The 14,008-nt window shown below is 70.7% G+C and carries 18 protein-coding genes; 4 read left to right on the top strand and 14 right to left on the bottom strand.

Annotated features, from left to right (window positions below; translation table 11 throughout):
• The first annotated feature begins 40 nt into the window (after positions 1 to 40).
• Complete coding sequence (locus GLX30_RS30425) at positions 41 to 1,348, top strand: MFS transporter (protein ID WP_159694168.1); 1,308 nt, start codon at positions 41 to 43, stop codon at positions 1,346 to 1,348.
• Between the two features lie 323 nt (positions 1,349 to 1,671).
• Here the strand turns inward: GLX30_RS30425 and GLX30_RS30420 are convergent, their stop codons facing one another.
• The 3 genes from GLX30_RS30420 to GLX30_RS30410 all read right to left on the bottom strand — a co-directional run bounded on the left by GLX30_RS30420 (position 1,672) and on the right by GLX30_RS30410 (position 4,810).
• A complete protein-coding gene (locus tag GLX30_RS30420; protein WP_159694167.1) occupies positions 1,672 to 2,517 on the bottom strand; it encodes a fused MFS/spermidine synthase in 846 nt (281 codons plus the stop codon).
• A 29-nt stretch (positions 2,518 to 2,546) separates the two neighbouring features.
• Complete coding sequence (gene tuf, locus GLX30_RS30415; protein ID WP_159694166.1) at positions 2,547 to 3,716, bottom strand: elongation factor Tu; 1,170 nt, start codon at positions 3,714 to 3,716, stop codon at positions 2,547 to 2,549.
• Between the two features lie 395 nt (positions 3,717 to 4,111).
• The gene (locus GLX30_RS30410) at positions 4,112 to 4,810 is read right to left on the bottom strand and encodes a DNA alkylation repair protein (RefSeq protein WP_159694165.1); all 699 of its coding nucleotides are present in this window, start codon (positions 4,808 to 4,810) and stop codon (positions 4,112 to 4,114) included.
• 49 nt (positions 4,811 to 4,859) lie between these two features.
• Between GLX30_RS30410 and GLX30_RS30405 the strand changes: the two genes are divergently transcribed.
• From GLX30_RS30405 to GLX30_RS30395, 3 genes are all read left to right on the top strand, one after another.
• Positions 4,860 to 5,645 (top strand): TVP38/TMEM64 family protein, encoded by a 786-nt coding sequence (locus GLX30_RS30405; RefSeq protein ID WP_159694164.1) that lies wholly within the window; start codon positions 4,860 to 4,862, stop codon positions 5,643 to 5,645.
• 240 nt (positions 5,646 to 5,885) lie between these two features.
• The gene (locus GLX30_RS30400; RefSeq protein ID WP_159694163.1) at positions 5,886 to 6,761 is read left to right on the top strand and encodes an undecaprenyl-diphosphate phosphatase; all 876 of its coding nucleotides are present in this window, start codon (positions 5,886 to 5,888) and stop codon (positions 6,759 to 6,761) included.
• 510 nt (positions 6,762 to 7,271) lie between these two features.
• Entirely contained in the window at positions 7,272 to 7,499 is a 228-nt protein-coding gene (locus tag GLX30_RS30395; protein ID WP_159694162.1) for a helix-turn-helix transcriptional regulator, read from the top strand.
• A 256-nt stretch (positions 7,500 to 7,755) separates the two neighbouring features.
• On the opposite strand, the gene GLX30_RS30390 is transcribed toward GLX30_RS30395, so the two are convergent.
• From GLX30_RS30390 to GLX30_RS30340, 11 genes are all read right to left on the bottom strand, one after another.
• A complete protein-coding gene (locus GLX30_RS30390) occupies positions 7,756 to 7,980 on the bottom strand; it encodes a hypothetical protein (RefSeq protein ID WP_159694161.1) in 225 nt (74 codons plus the stop codon).
• A gap of 79 nt (positions 7,981 to 8,059) precedes the next feature.
• Complete coding sequence (locus GLX30_RS30385; RefSeq protein WP_159694160.1) at positions 8,060 to 8,257, bottom strand: hypothetical protein; 198 nt, start codon at positions 8,255 to 8,257, stop codon at positions 8,060 to 8,062.
• 31 nt (positions 8,258 to 8,288) lie between these two features.
• Positions 8,289 to 8,576, bottom strand: a complete 288-nt coding sequence (locus tag GLX30_RS30380) for a hypothetical protein (RefSeq protein ID WP_159694159.1) — start codon at positions 8,574 to 8,576, stop codon at positions 8,289 to 8,291.
• 337 nt (positions 8,577 to 8,913) lie between these two features.
• A complete protein-coding gene (locus tag GLX30_RS30375; RefSeq protein ID WP_159694158.1) occupies positions 8,914 to 9,465 on the bottom strand; it encodes a site-specific integrase in 552 nt (183 codons plus the stop codon).
• Between the two features lie 363 nt (positions 9,466 to 9,828).
• Positions 9,829 to 10,902 (bottom strand): tyrosine-type recombinase/integrase, encoded by a 1,074-nt coding sequence (locus tag GLX30_RS30370; protein ID WP_244258325.1) that lies wholly within the window; start codon positions 10,900 to 10,902, stop codon positions 9,829 to 9,831.
• A 132-nt stretch (positions 10,903 to 11,034) separates the two neighbouring features.
• Complete coding sequence (locus GLX30_RS30365; protein WP_159694157.1) at positions 11,035 to 11,376, bottom strand: hypothetical protein; 342 nt, start codon at positions 11,374 to 11,376, stop codon at positions 11,035 to 11,037.
• A 112-nt stretch (positions 11,377 to 11,488) separates the two neighbouring features.
• The gene (locus GLX30_RS30360; RefSeq protein WP_244258324.1) at positions 11,489 to 12,130 is read right to left on the bottom strand and encodes a collagen-like protein; all 642 of its coding nucleotides are present in this window, start codon (positions 12,128 to 12,130) and stop codon (positions 11,489 to 11,491) included.
• Positions 12,127 to 12,474, bottom strand: a complete 348-nt coding sequence (locus tag GLX30_RS30355; RefSeq protein ID WP_159694156.1) for a hypothetical protein — start codon at positions 12,472 to 12,474, stop codon at positions 12,127 to 12,129. Before GLX30_RS30355 ends, GLX30_RS30360 begins: the two co-directional genes overlap by 4 nt.
• Positions 12,475 to 12,488: 14 nt before the next feature.
• Positions 12,489 to 12,701, bottom strand: coding sequence for a holin (locus tag GLX30_RS30350; protein WP_159694155.1), 213 nt, complete (start codon positions 12,699 to 12,701; stop codon positions 12,489 to 12,491).
• An 18-nt stretch (positions 12,702 to 12,719) separates the two neighbouring features.
• A complete protein-coding gene (locus GLX30_RS30345) occupies positions 12,720 to 13,520 on the bottom strand; it encodes an N-acetylmuramoyl-L-alanine amidase (RefSeq protein ID WP_159694154.1) in 801 nt (266 codons plus the stop codon).
• Positions 13,521 to 13,529: 9 nt separating this feature from the next.
• On the bottom strand, positions 13,530 to 13,997 hold the full coding sequence (locus GLX30_RS30340; protein WP_159694153.1) for a hypothetical protein: 468 nt from the start codon (positions 13,995 to 13,997) through the stop codon (positions 13,530 to 13,532).
• Positions 13,998 to 14,008 lie beyond the last annotated feature (11 nt).

Below are 14,008 nucleotides of genomic sequence, written 5' to 3'. Positions count from 1 at the left end.
TCGTTTGGCAAGTCCGGGCGGCACCAGGGATAGTCCTTCGGTGACATCTCCCGCTGCCGCGCCACGCCGCACATCGCGCCACCCCGAATGGGCGGGCCGCAACTACACACTGCTGACCGCCGCCGCGATCATCACCAATCTGGGAAGCCATGGTGCGCTGATCGCGGCGGCGTTCGCGGTGCTGCAGGCGGGCGGCGACGGCGGGGACGTCGGTCTGGTGGCCGCCGCCCGCACCCTCCCGCTGGTGCTGTTCCTGCTCATCGGCGGCGCGATCGCCGACCGGCTGCCGAGGCACCGGGTGATGGTCGCCGCCAACGCCCTCAACTGCGTCTCGCAGGCGCTGTTCGCCTTCGTCGTCCTGTCCGGCGAACCGCAGCTGTGGCAGATGATGCTGCTGACCGCGCTGTGCGGCACCGGCCAGGCCTTCTTCAACCCCGCCGCAGAGGGCATGCTCATGTCCAGCGTCAGCGGCGACCAGGCGAGCCGGGCCTTCGCCCTGTTCCGGATGGCCATGCACGGCGCGGCCATCGGCGGGGCCGCACTCGGCGGTGCGATGATCGCCGCGATCGGACCGGGCTGGGTCCTCGCCGTGGACGCGGCGGCCTTCGCGGTCGCGGGCGCGCTGCGGGCGTTCCTGGACGTGAGCCACATCAGGCCCCGGGAAGCGGGCGGGGGGCTGCTGGCCGACCTGCGCGACGGCTGGAAGGAGTTCGTCGCCAGGCCGTGGCTGTGGGCGATCGTGGCCCAGTTCTCGGTGGTCGTCGCCGTCGTGGGAGCGGCCGAATCCGTCTACGGGCCCCTGGTCGCCAGGGACGAACTCGGCGGCGCGGCGCCCTGGGGTGTGGCGCTCGCGGCGTTCGGCGTGGGCACGCTCGGCGGGGCGCTGCTGATGATGCGGTGGAAACCGCGGCGGCTGCTGCTCGCCGGGACGCTGTGCGTCTTCCCGCTCGCGGCGCCGTCCGCGGCGCTCGCGGTGCCCCTGCAGGTGGAGGGCCTCGCGGTGGTGATGTTCGTCAGCGGCGTGGCGATCGAGGTGTTCGGTGTCGCATGGATGACGGCGCTGCACCAGGAGATCCCCGAGGACATGCTTTCCCGGGTCTCCGCCTACGACTGGTTCGGCTCGGTGGCGATGCTGCCGCTCGCCACGGCGCTCGCCGGCCCGGCGGAATCCCTGTTCGGACGGCGGGCGTCCCTGCTGGGGTGCGCGGCGCTGGTGGTGGTCGTGACGGCGGCGGTGCTGTTCGTACCGGACGTACGGAACCTGCGGCGTCGGGGGGCGACGGTCGCGGGGGGCGGACCGTCGGCGCAGATGCCGTCGGTGCCGAAGGAAGCGGCGCCGCAGGCGTAGGGGGCAGGTGCCCGGCGCGCCCCTCCCCTACCCGCCCCTTCCCGAACCGGGCTCCGCCCGGACCCGCCACCGCGCTGCGCGCTGTGGTGCGGGGACTCCGCCCCCGGACCCCCGCGCCGCTGTCGCCGGCTCGGCCTACGTTGCCGGGGGCTGATTTCGCGCAGCGAAGGCTCCGCCGCCAGGGCACGGCCCGGAGTACCGTGCAGCGGCATCTCGGCCCGCCCGGCGCTTGAGGAGCACCGCGCGAAGCGCGGTACGGGGCCCGGGCCCACCCCGGTTCGGGAAGAAGCGGCCCGGAGGAACGGCCCCAGCCCAGCGGCATGTCACCCCACGGTGAACGCTCCGTCCGGCGGCTCCGGCGACCGGACCGCCTTTGTGTCGTCCACCGGCCCCGCGTCACCCCTCAGCCGCGCGAGCGCCGCCCCCTGCTCGACCCGTGCCGGGAACGCGTCGGACGCCGTCCGCCGCGCCAGCGGCCCCGTGTCGATGGGCGACTGCGAAGCGAGCAGCACCGCGTTGCCGAAGCGGCGCCCCCGCAGGACGGACGGTTCCGCGATCAGGGCGAGTTCGGCGAAGACCTCCGCGAAAGTGGCCAGTTGGGAGCGGAGGAAGGCGAACGGCGCGCCGTCGGCGAGGTTGGCGGCGTAGACGCCGCCCGGCCGGAGCACCCTCTGCACGGCTCTCGCGTACTCGACCGTGGTCAGGTGCGCCGGGACCCGTGAGCCGCCGAAGACGTCCGCGACGACCATGTCCACGGAGTCCGCCGCCGCGTCCTCGACCCACTTCCGCGCGTCCTCCCGGTGGACGGTGACCGCGGACCGGTCGGGCATCGGCAGGTGCTCGGTGACGAGGGCGACGAGCCCGGCGTCGTACTCGACCACGTCCTGCCGGGAGCCGGGCCTTGTCGCGGCGATGTAGCGCGGCAGGGTGAGGGCGCCGCCGCCGAGGTGCAGCACGGAGAGCGGTGTGCCCTCGTCGGCCGCGCAGTCGACGACGTAGGCGAGCCGGCGCAGGTACTCGAACTCGAGGTGCGTGGGATCGTCCAGGTCGACGTACGACTGCGGGGCGCCGTCGACGGTCAGCAGCCAGGCCCGCTCATGGTCCACGTCGGGCATGAGCTTGGCGGTGCCGCCGTCGACGGCGCGCAGGACGGGGATCGGCTCGTTCACCGGGCCATTGTCCCCGTCCCTCCACCGCTTCAGAGCACGGTCGTCACCGTGCCCGCGCCGACCGTGCGGCCGCCCTCGCGGATCGCGAAGCCGAGCCCCGGCTCGAGCGGGACGTCCCGGCCCAGCTCGACGGTCAGCGCGACCGTCTCGCCGGGACGTGCCACGCCCGTCCCGCCGAGGTCGATGTCGCCGACGACGTCCGCGGTGCGGATGTAGAACTGCGGCCGGTAGCCGGTGGAGACCGCTGTGGTCCGGCCGCCCTCACGGGCGGACAGCACGTACACCTGCGCGGTGAAGCGCCGGCTCGGCACGACGCTGCCGGGCGCGGCGACGACGTGGCCGCGCCGGACCCGGTCCCGCTGGAGGCCGCGCAGCAGCAGTGCCACGTTGTCCCCCGCCTCCGCCGACTCCATCGGCCTGCCGAAGGTCTCCAGCCCTGTCACCACGCTCTCGGTGTCCGCGCCGAGCACCTGCACACGGTCGCCGACCCGTACGGTGCCGCGCTCGACGGCCCCGGTGACGACGGTCCCGCGCCCCGTGATGGTGAGCACGTTCTCCACGGGCAGCAGGAACGGCGCGTCGGTGTACCTGACGGGCATCGGCACGTAGGTGTCGACGGCGTCGAGCAGTGCCTCCACGGCGGCCGTCCAGCGCGGGTCGCCCTCGAGCGCCCGCAACCCCGAGACGCGCACCACCGGCGCCGCGTCGCCGCCGTACCCGTGCGCGGTCAGCAGGTCCCGGACCTCCAGCTCGACGAGGTCGGTGAGCTCGTCGTCGCCCGCGTCGGCCTTGTTGAGGGCGACGACGATGTGGTCCACGCCCACCTGGCGGGCGAGCAGGACGTGCTCGGCCGTCTGCGGCATGACGCCGTCGAGCGCGGAGACGACGAGGATCGCCCCGTCCAGTTGGGCGGCGCCGGTGACCATGTTCTTGACGTAGTCGGCGTGGCCCGGCATGTCGACGTGGGCGTAGTGGCGGGTGTCGGTCTCGTACTCGACGTGCGCGATGTTGATGGTGATGCCGCGCGCGGCCTCCTCGGGCGCCCGGTCGATCCTGTCGAAGGGCACGAACGTGCCGCTCCCCCGCTCGCTGAGGACTTTGGTGATGGCGGCGGTCAGGGTGGTCTTGCCGTGGTCGACGTGGCCCATGGTGCCGATGTTGAGGTGCGGCTTGGTCCGCACGTATGCCGTCTTGGGCATGGCGCGATGGTTCCTTCCCGGAACTCGAAGTGTGGGACCCCTGGGCCTGGCCGACCCTCCCCCTGCGGGGTCCGCCGGACGATCCGGGAAGGGTCAGCTTCGGGCGCCGTCGAGGGGCGCTGCGGCAGCATCGGCTGCGAGGAGAACGGCAGCCTTCGGCGCGTCCGCGTCTGCGGACGGCGCTGCGAGGAAGGCGTACCGGAACATGAGTGAATGATCGCCCGGTGACGGTGCGGCCGTCGAACGGTTTTCCCGGCACCGCGGTGCGCACGAAAGCGACCCGGCGGGACCACCCGGCCAGGGCGCCCGCCACGAGCGGTCGCCGTGGATCACGAGCGCCCGTCACCGGCGGGCACCGGCGGGCACCGGTCACGAACGCCCGCCCCCGGCGCCCGTCACAGGTGCTTGAGCGCCTCGCGGACGGACAGCGGCGACAGACGGTCCCGGGCGCCGTCGACGAACTGCCGTACGGCGTCGGGGTCGGTCCTGGCGTACTCGCGCAGGGCCCAGCCGATCGCCTTGCGGACGAAGAAGTCCGGGTGGCCGGCGCGGCGGAGACAGTGGTCGAACAGCCTGCCGCTGTCCGTCGCGGCCCGGAAGCGCAGTTGGTGCAGGAGCGCCGTACGCACCAGCCACATGTCCTCGTCGTCGATCCATTCGTCCATCACTGCCCCGAGCTCCGGATCGGCGGCCACCAAGGGCCCGACGACATGGGCGGCGAGCGCGTCGACGGTGTCCCACCAGGGCACGGTGAGCACGAGCCGGCGTGCCACGGGCAGGAAGCCGGAGGAGCAGCGGCCGGCGTGGCGGCGGAGATAGTCGGCGGCGAAGTAGTGGTACTCCCGCTCCGGCAGGGACCAGCAGCGCAGGGCGACGGCCGTGCAGTCCGCCTCGTCCGGGCGGGGCGTGCCGGCGAGCACCGTGCGGGACAGGTTCCTTCGTTCCGGGGCGGGGATGCCGAGGAACGGAGCGACGCCCCTCATGTACGCGGCGGCCTTGGCGGCACGGTCGGCGTCCCCCGCGGCCGGGTACACGACGACGAGCCGGGCCATGACGGTGTCGGCGAGATCGCTGCGCGGTGCGACGTGCGTCATACGGCACACAATAAGGCGATCACAGGCGGCTGTCGGTTAGTCTCCCCGGATGTTCGACCCCGTCCCCAGGCCGGCGTCCGGTCTCGCCCTCCGCTGTTCCAGGGCCCTGTTCTCGCCCTGGTCGCGGCTGTCCCTTCTCGCGGTGGTGCTGGCCTGCGCGGCGGTGACGGTCCTGCTCTACGAGCCACAGCGGCTGCTCTCCGCGGGCTGGCCGCCGCAGTTGGGCGGGCCGGCGGCGGTGGTCCTGTTCGGCGTCGGGTACGGGGTGTGCACGGCGGCGTTCGTGCCGCGGCCGATCCTCAATCTGGCGGCGGGCGCGCTGTTCGGTTCCCAGGCCGGGCTCGCGGCGGCGCTCGCCGGCACGGTGCTGGGAGCCGGGATCGCCTTCACGCTGGGCCGGTTGCTCGGTCAGGAGGCGCTCCGGCCGCTGCTGCGCGGCCGCTGGCTGAAGGCCGCCGACGGCCAGCTCAGCCGGCACGGTTTCCGTTCGATGCTGGCGATCCGGTTGTTCCCGGGTGTGCCGTTCGCCGCCGCCAACTACTGCGCCGCCGTCTCCCGCATGGGCTACCTGCCCTTTCTTCTCGCGACCGGTCTGGGCTCGATCCCCAACACGGCGGCGTACGTCGTCGCCGGCAGCCGGGCCGGCTCGCCGACCTCTCCCGCCTTCCTGATCGCGATGGGCTTCATCGTGGTGACGGGCCTGGCCGCGGCCGCGGTCGCCTGGACCAAGCGCAACCGCCTGCGCGGCACCGAGGTCCGAGGCACCGAAGTCGGCGCCACCGAAGGCCGAAGCGGCGAAGTCTGCGCCGGCGAAGGCCGAGTCGCCGGCCGCTGAGGCTCACGCGCCGGGACCACCGTCCGCCGGCCCGCCGCCGCGTCGTCGCACCCGCGTGTGACGGCGCGGGCGGGTACGTCTCCCGCCTCCCCGGCGGGGGCTGCGGCAAGCGCTTCATTTCGGGGCGCTACGCTGCCACCCGGCGCCGGCCCGATGACGTACGTGAGTCGTATCTCACGGGTCATGTGCCTTCACGCGCGCCTGACAGACCGTGATCAGCTCTTGGGTGGCGTAGCTTTCATGTCTTGGTTCGAATCATTCATCCTCGGGCTCGTCCAGGGGCTGACGGAGTTTCTTCCCATCTCCTCCAGCGCGCATCTCCGGCTCACCGCCGCGTTCGCCGGCTGGCACGACCCGGGAGCCGCGTTCACCGCGATCACCCAGATCGGCACGGAGACGGCCGTCCTCATCTACTTCCGCAAGGACATCGCGAGGATCGTCTCCGCGTGGTTCCGCTCGCTCACCGACAAGGCGATGCGCAGCGACCACGACGCGCAGATGGGCTGGCTCGTGATCGTCGGCTCCATCCCGATCGGTGTGCTCGGCGTCACGCTGAAGGACCAGATCGAGGGCCCGTTCCGTGATCTGCGGCTCATCGCCACGACCCTGATCGTGATGGGCATCGTCCTCGGCTTCGCGGACCGGCTCGCCGCCCGCGACGAGGCGGGCGGCCGGCACCGGGTGGTCAAGGAGCGCAAGACACTGAAGGACCTGAGCGTCCGGGACGGTCTGATCTACGGCCTCTGCCAGGCGATGGCGCTGATCCCGGGCGTCTCCCGCTCCGGCGCCACCATCAGCGGCGGTCTGCTGATGGGCTACACCCGTGAGGCGGCGGCCCGTTACTCGTTCCTGCTGGCGATCCCCGCCGTGCTCGCGTCGGGGCTGTTCGAGCTGAAGGACGCGGGCGAGGGCGGCCATGTGTCGTGGGGGCCGACCATCTTCGCGACGATCATCGCCTTCGGGGTGGGCTACGCGGTGATCGCCTGGTTCATGAAGTTCATCACTACGAAGAGCTTCATGCCCTTCGTGATCTACCGGATTCTGCTCGGAATCCTGCTGTACATCCTGGTGGGGACGGACGTGCTGAGCCCGCACGCGGGTGAGTCGGGGGGCTGAGCGAGCGGTTGGGCCGCTATCACCGGTTCGATTGGGCTAGAGGTTTCTGGAGTGATCTAGAGGCGTTTCGAGCCCAATCGAGGTGATCGTCTCCCACTTTTCTCCCAGTCTCCCAGTGGAGGGTTGGACCAGGGTGGGGCTGCCACCTGGAGGGGCGGACTGGTGCCCCACCCTGGCCAACTTGTTCAACGGCCGCCTCGCGCCTTCGGCACGGCTGGCCGCGCCCGTCGAAGGGATGAGTTTCCTCGCCCTCCGTCGGGACAGAAGAGGGGACCGCCCGCCCGCCGCTAAAGGGGTGCGCGACAGGCGGGCGGCCATCGGCGACTCGGGCCGGCGCTCAGCCCGGTCGGTCTGGTGACCGGCCCGCTACTCATTGAATCTGCTTCCGTCATATGACGGAAGACTTGAGGCGGTACCGGCTCGAACTCATGTTCGCACGCGACGTTCATGATCAAAGAATGCTTCACTTTTGCTGCTGACGGATGATCAAGGACGGGCGAGCGTTCAAAGGTGCCCGCCGATCAGCCCCAGTGGATCCTCGATGCCCGGCGGCAGATCGGCCTACGCATCCGTGACGCCCGCCTCTACGCCGACCTCACGCAGGAGGCCCTCGCCCACGAGACGGGGATCGACCGGTCGACGATCCAGCGCATCGAAGGCGGGGCCGACATTAAGGTCAGCCAACTTCTGATCATCGCCAGCCACCTCCGCGTCCAGCCGCGAGACCTCATCGGCTGAGCTCACCACTACCCGTGTACCCACTCTTGCTCTGAGCAACAGTTGCAGGGCCAATCTTGTGCATGGAGTGACCGGGGCGCTACCCCTGGAGGTGTGCGTCTTTGTGCCGTGCGCAGCGACGCCACGCCCGAACCCGTGGCAGCAGCAAGCCCCGCCGCCTCCTGCATCAAGGGAGGGCGGCGGGGCCAGGAGCAATCCCGACTTGCTCGGTGGGATCGATACCTCAGTGTCTCAGGCGCCACTGACAGTCCCGGGGCTACTGCGGCTGGTCGACACACTTGGCCAGGTGTACGCGGATCCGGCGCATTACGTCGCGTGCCGCCTCCGTTTCGGCCGTGTCCTTCCCGGCCAGCTCCTCGTCCAGGGCGGCGCACTCCCAGTGGATGGCACGGACTGTTTGTAGAGCGAGCAGCCCAGCATCGCGGCTGGCCTTGGCTGCTACTCGCTGGAGCCGCTGGTACGCCGTCTCCTCTGTGTTCATCTCGGATCCTCCTCGGTCGTCCTGCTCTCACTGAGGACGGACGACGTAACTCTCGCGCTCGCCGCTGACAGTCCGGGGGCTACGGCCAGGCGGCCAGTTGCTGCCCGTCGGTCTCGTCGGTGAGGGTGATGCGGGCCCCGTCGGTGCTGCCGTAGTCGCCGATCCAGCTGCTGAACTTGCGGTCGGCGGTGGCCTGGTCTGCCCACCAGCCGTGCATCGTGGGCCGGCCGTGGATGGCGAGGAGCAGATGGAACCGCGGCGGGTCGGGCTCGGGCATGACCCCAGGATCGCAGGCGGGGCTGACAGGGTCAGGCGTCTCGGGGCGGGTGGGCGACGCGGAGGCCGGGCTGCGGCCACTCGTAGAGCACGGTCGTGACATGGGTGTCGCCTCGCAGGTCGACCTCGACCTGGTAGACGACGCGACCGTCGGCCCAGTCCTGCCGGGCCTTGACGGGTGCGTAGCGCCACTTGCCACCACTCCATACGCGGAGCGCGGGCCGGTTCCCGGTGGGCCACGTCCTCACCTCGGGCCGGGCGCCGTCGTCGGGCGACCAGGGGCGTGCCGGGGTGGGCTCGGGAATGTCGTCGACGGTCACGATGTCGAGCGTAGACCGGCACACCAATGGGACGCGGCCTGAGCATGCGCCTGCCCTCCCGTGGGGAGCCGGGAGGGGCGCGGCCCCGCCCGGACGTAGCACTCGCGGGCGAGGTCCGCACAGCATGCACCCCGAACTAGCTGGCTGGGAAGACGCTGGCCAGAAACGCACGAACGCCCCCTCCGAAGAGGGGGCGTAAGGCTAGGCGGCCGATCCGGCGACGTCCCCTGGACGCAGCACCACCGCGGAAGCGGCCTACACCGGACAGCGGTCCGGTTCAGCTGCTAACGCCAGTGTGGCACGAGGCGCTGACAGCAGGCTTCCAAGGCACGTTGCTTCACAACCGTCCGGCGAACGTCTCCTCGAGCACCGCTGCAATACCGCGGTCATAGCCGTCCCGGAGCGGTACCAGCTGCTTCCCGACCGGTTCCGTCTTCGAGATGCCGAAGTACGCCTCTACGTGCTGCATTGGTGCACCGTCTTCCAGCACCGTGGCGATCGCCGCCCGGCGAAGGTCGTGCACGTCTACACCCAGCTGCGCTCGCCGCATCCGGTGCTGGAACACGTGATGCACCATGTGCGAGATGCCCTGCGCCTTCAGCCCTAGGAGCAGCGGCTCCTCCGGAGCCGTCTCCTCGTCGCCCAGGTAGGCCTCGATGCGGTCAGCCGCCGACTGGGCGACCCAGATCGTGCGAGGCCGGCGCACCCCGCCAACAGTCAACTGCGGATCATCGCCCGGTGACCAGTCCCGCACCAGCAGACCCGTCATCTCCGACGGCCTCAGCCCAGCCAGCAGCATCAGTGATACGCCGGCATAGAGCAGCGGGTCGTCCCTTGTTGCATCGACGGCGGCACGCGCGACAGACGGCTCGACCAGCGGGCGTTCCATAGTCCTCACCATGCTCAGACGGTAGCGACCAGCACCAACACAAGGGGGGAAACAGCAGAACGCCCTTCCCGAGGGCGGAGCGTCCGGTTAGCTCTGCGGGCAGTCGTGCTCAAATGGCGGCTCAGGGATGGGGCACCCGCACCACGGGCACACCTGCTCCGTGATTGCCCGCATGAGGAAGTCGTAGTCATCCAGCGGGTGAAGGGCACAGTAGGTGCTGCCCTTCACCGCCTCGTTCTGGCATCCGTCGTCGACGTCGTACCTGCACTGCATGCCCGCTCCTTCGGGTCGGCGATCCGAGCGGGAGCGTGTGTACGTCTGCCCGTCCGGAAGTGCAAGCAGCGACCAGCGGATCCGTCTCCTTCAGTGCTCGGTGCGGCGGAGGCCGGCGGCGGCGTTGTCGTCCCATTCGTCGGCGAGCTGCATGTAGCCGAGCATGGCCTTGCTGCCCGGTGCCCAGCCGCCCTGCCGTGCGATGTTGACGGGGTCCTTGCCGTTCTTGCGGCCTTCGGTGGCGAGGCCGGAGCGGAGGCTGTGGCCGGTCCAGCGGATGGGTACGCCGGATCGCTGGGCGACGCGGGCGACGGCGGTGGTGACGGAGTCGGGTGCCATGGCGCCGCCGATGTGGCCCCACCGGTCGATGCGTGGGAACGCCGGGGCGGTCTGGTTGGTGCGGCCGTAGGCGTCGAGCCAGCGCTGCCAGGCGCGGGCCGCGCAGATCTCCGGCTCGTCGTTGTTATAGGGGATGGCGACGGTGCGGACGGAGCGCTTCGTCTTGCCGGTGACGACGGCGACCTTGATGCCGCGGGCGTGGACGGTGATGTCGGCGAGGAGGAGGCCGGAGATCTCGGATGCGCGGGAGGCGAAGTGGAAGCCGATGAGCACGAGGGCGAGGTCGCGGCGGCCGGTGGGGGTGTCGTCGCATGCGGCGGCGATGCGGTGGAGGTTGCCGAGGTCGGCGGCCGGTGCTTTGCCGCGGCCTCGGCGTTCGCCCTGCTTGGCCAGTTGGGTGGCGATGGCTTCGAGGCGGGCGCGAGCTTCTGAGTGAGCGTCCTTGGTGGCGGGGTGGCCCCGTTCGCGGAGGCCGACGATCGTGGCGGTGAGGTGGGAGTGGGCGGAGGTGGGGGCGTAGCCGCGAGTGCCGTCTCGTCCGGGTGTGGCGCGGCCACGGTCGAGGAGCCAGGCGACGTAGGCGACGAGCGCGCCGCGGGAGCCTTCGAGTTCCGGGAGACCGTTCTCCGCGCAGAAGCGTTGCCAGACCTTCCAGCCCTTGGTGTAGGTGTCGGTGGTGTTGGGTGGGACGGTGGCCTGCTTGATGGCGTCGGCGAAGTCTTCAGCGGCGGCGAGTCGTTCGGCTGCCTCGGTTCCGTGGCGGGTGGCCCAAGAGTTGCGGATCTCGGCGGGTACGCGACTGACGGTTTCTACGGCTTGGTCCACTGGTCTCCTTGATGCCTCGTCACTACCCTTTTGTCGGTCGGGATATGAAGAGTGTATCCCGAGTGATACGCCCGGATGGGGCACAACGGAAAGGCCCCCACCGCCGTAGCGGTGAGGGCCTGTGAGTTGAGGTCAGCTTCCGTCCACCGGGAAGCGTGTGCACGTCGGGTCGTCGAGACAGTCCTTCATCTCGTCGAGGTTTTCCTGGTTGGACTTCATCAGCCCTTCCATGTACCTGTCCGTCCACTCGTCCTCCGGCAGCCCCTTGCACGCGTCCGGCTCCGGATCGCTGTCCGTCTCCGCATTGAAGTCGTCCGGCCGAGCGCCGATGGTGGCAGCCCACGCGTCCACGCACGCCGCTCGGGCCTCCTCGGCAGACAGCGACGGCGACTTCGTGACGGTGACCGTCGGCTGCGGCGGCTTGCCATCTCCCCCGCCACCGGAGCAGCCGACGAGAGCAGCGGCCAGCAGCATGGCCGGAATAGTGGTGCGGGTGCGCATAGTCCCCCCAAGGACGTGCGGATGATGGAGTGCATCATCGGGCCTGTGAAGACGGTGCGATAGCCGTGTGACGGAACAGTGACCCTTACGGGTACTGGCGGCGCTGCGGGTCGAGCGCCAAGGGGGCGGGCACGTCCGGCTGCTCATCCGGCGCGGTCGCTCCGTTGCGCCGGCAGACGAGCGCGTCCGGGTCGTCCTTCGCGGGCTGCAGGCTGTATCCGGCGGGGCAGGTCTGGCCGTCGCGGCCGTCGGTCCCGTCTTCTCCTGCGGGACCTTGCTCACCTTGCGGTCCGGCGGGTCCGGCGGGGCCGGGTTCGCCTTGCGGTCCGGGCGGTCCAGGTTCACCGGCGGTACCGTCCTGGCCGGGTGCCCCGCTCTCGCCGACACCGTCCGCGCCGGGAGTTCCTGTGGGCCCGGTCGGTCCGACGGGTCCAGGCGGGCCCGTTGGTCCAGGTTCCCCCGTCTCGCCCGGCTGGCCGGTCGGTCCGACGATTCCCTTGCCGGGTTCGCCGCGGGATCCTGGCGGCCCGGCAACGGGCTTCTCCCCCAACTGCTGCACCTGCGCCGCCAACTGGTCCCGCGCCTCGTTCGCCGCTCGCAGGTCGTGCGCCAGTCCCTGCATCGTGATGACGAGGAACGCGAACCCGGCTAGGCCGATAGCGACGGCCGCCGTGAACACGAGATCGCGGCGTCGCCGAAGCGACTCGAGGTTCCTGTGTTGTCTCACGCTGCGGCTCCCTGCGTCTGTATGTACACGGTGAGCAGCAGCATGAGCACGGGGGCGATGATCGCGGTGAAGATGAGCCTTCGGTCAGCGGCCCGCCGGTCGGCCAGCCGCTGCGCCTCGTCGCGGCGGTCCCTCTCTTCCTGCTCCCGTGCGTCCTCGATGGATTTGACCCGCTCGACAATTACGCGGAGCGCCTCGTCGCGTGCCACCTGCTCGAGCTGGTAGCGCTCCATGGAGACTTTGCTGTCGAGCCGTGAGCCGAGCTCGCGGAAGTCTTCCTTGAGGTCGGTGCGGACGTCCTCGAGACGTCGCATTACCTCGCCGAGCGTCGGCTCAGTGGGCATGTGGGTGGCTCCGATCAGACGCGCGGGGTGTGCTTGGCGTACCAGCCGCCAACGAACGTGAGGGCGGCGGGGACGAGCCCCAGGGCGAACGGCTCCAGCGCGTCGGGCAGCGGGGCGACCAGGCCGGCGTCTCCCTGGATCGCCGTCAGGATCGCGAGGAGTCCGACGCTTCCCAGGTACGCGCCGACGCTGGCGACGGTGACCTTCTTCTCAACAGGTGCAGCCATGACAGGGGTCCTTCCTGATCATTCGGCGAGGCGCGCGGCGAGCTTGTCCGCGACCTTGTCGGCGAGGGTGTCGAGCTGGGCCTCGGTGAGCCCGGTGGAGGACAGGCCCTTGGTCTGCTCCGCGGCCTGCTTGGCGTATGTCGATGCGTCGCGCTGGATCTGGTAGACGTCGCGTGACGGTTCGACCTTCTCGTTCTGGTAGCCGGCCACCGCGCGGGCGATGCGGTTCAGGTCGTCGGCGGTCAGGGGCATCTCGTCGTCCTCCTCGGGAGGCGTGGGTGTGGTGGTGGTCCCGTTCGCGCGGGCGACGATCCCCGGGAACACGACCTGGGTGAACTGGCGGACGCGGGCGTCCCCGGGGCAGGCGGTCCCGGCCACGGCCCAGGCGGAGTGGAGCCGGTGGTATCCGAACCCGGGGTCGGAGGCGCTGCGGCAGATCCGCAGGGGGATGTCGTGGCGCTCGTGGAGCCAGGCGCCGAGTTCGATGAGGACGCGGATCTGTGCGTCGGTCCACGGGTCGGAGCCCTTGAGGTTCGACGCGGTCTCGATGGACACCGCGCCGGTCCCGTCGGGCCGGCGGTTCGCGGCCGCGTTCGCGTCGGCGCGGGTCTCCGTCCCGATGAACTGCCCCAAATCGCCTTCGTAGCCGAGGCCGAAGTGGCTTTCCAGGTTGGTGCTGTCGCGCCAGTATTCGTAGATCCGCTTCGCGGTCCACGGGGCGACAACCGAGTGGACGATGAACTGCGTCGGCCGGATGGCCGGTTGCGCATCGCTCTCGGGTTGCAGCTCGTACCGGGTGGCCCCCAGGTACCAGGCCATGACGCCTCCTTACGCAGCTTCGTAGGTGCCGTGGATCCAGATCCGGTCGCCGGTGGCGAGCGTCTGAGGATTCGCGTTGGAGATCGCAGCGGCGGCGCCCTCGTTGCCGGTGTAGCCCTGCACCGTCGTCGCGCTGCCGCCGGTGAACGCCACGCCGGTGGAGTAGCCGGCCGAGCCGACGGACGAGTCGCCGACGAAGACCGTTCCGACATGATCCGCGGTGGCCGCGGCTGTCACCGGGAGGGAAAAGTTGTAGTTGCCGGTGCCCCACGTGGTCGTCGTGCCGCCGGTCAGCTTGATGCTGAAATGCACGGTGTCGCCGATCACGCAGTACCGGCCGGTGAGCGTGCCGTTGCCGGGGGCGGGGGCCGTACCGGAGGACGTCCAGGCGACGACGTAGTCCTGCCACTGGCCGACCATCCCCTCCAGGGTGGCGGCGTCGAGCGGGGCTCCGGCGGCGGGCGGTGCGTAGGTCATGCGGGCTCTCC

Origin of the sequence: Streptomyces sp. Tu 2975, assembly GCF_009832925.1 — a bacterium.
Classification (GTDB): Bacteria; Actinomycetota; Actinomycetes; order Streptomycetales; family Streptomycetaceae; genus Streptomyces.
Note: the sequence above shows the minus strand (reverse complement) of the source record. Positions and strands in the feature narration are given on the sequence as shown.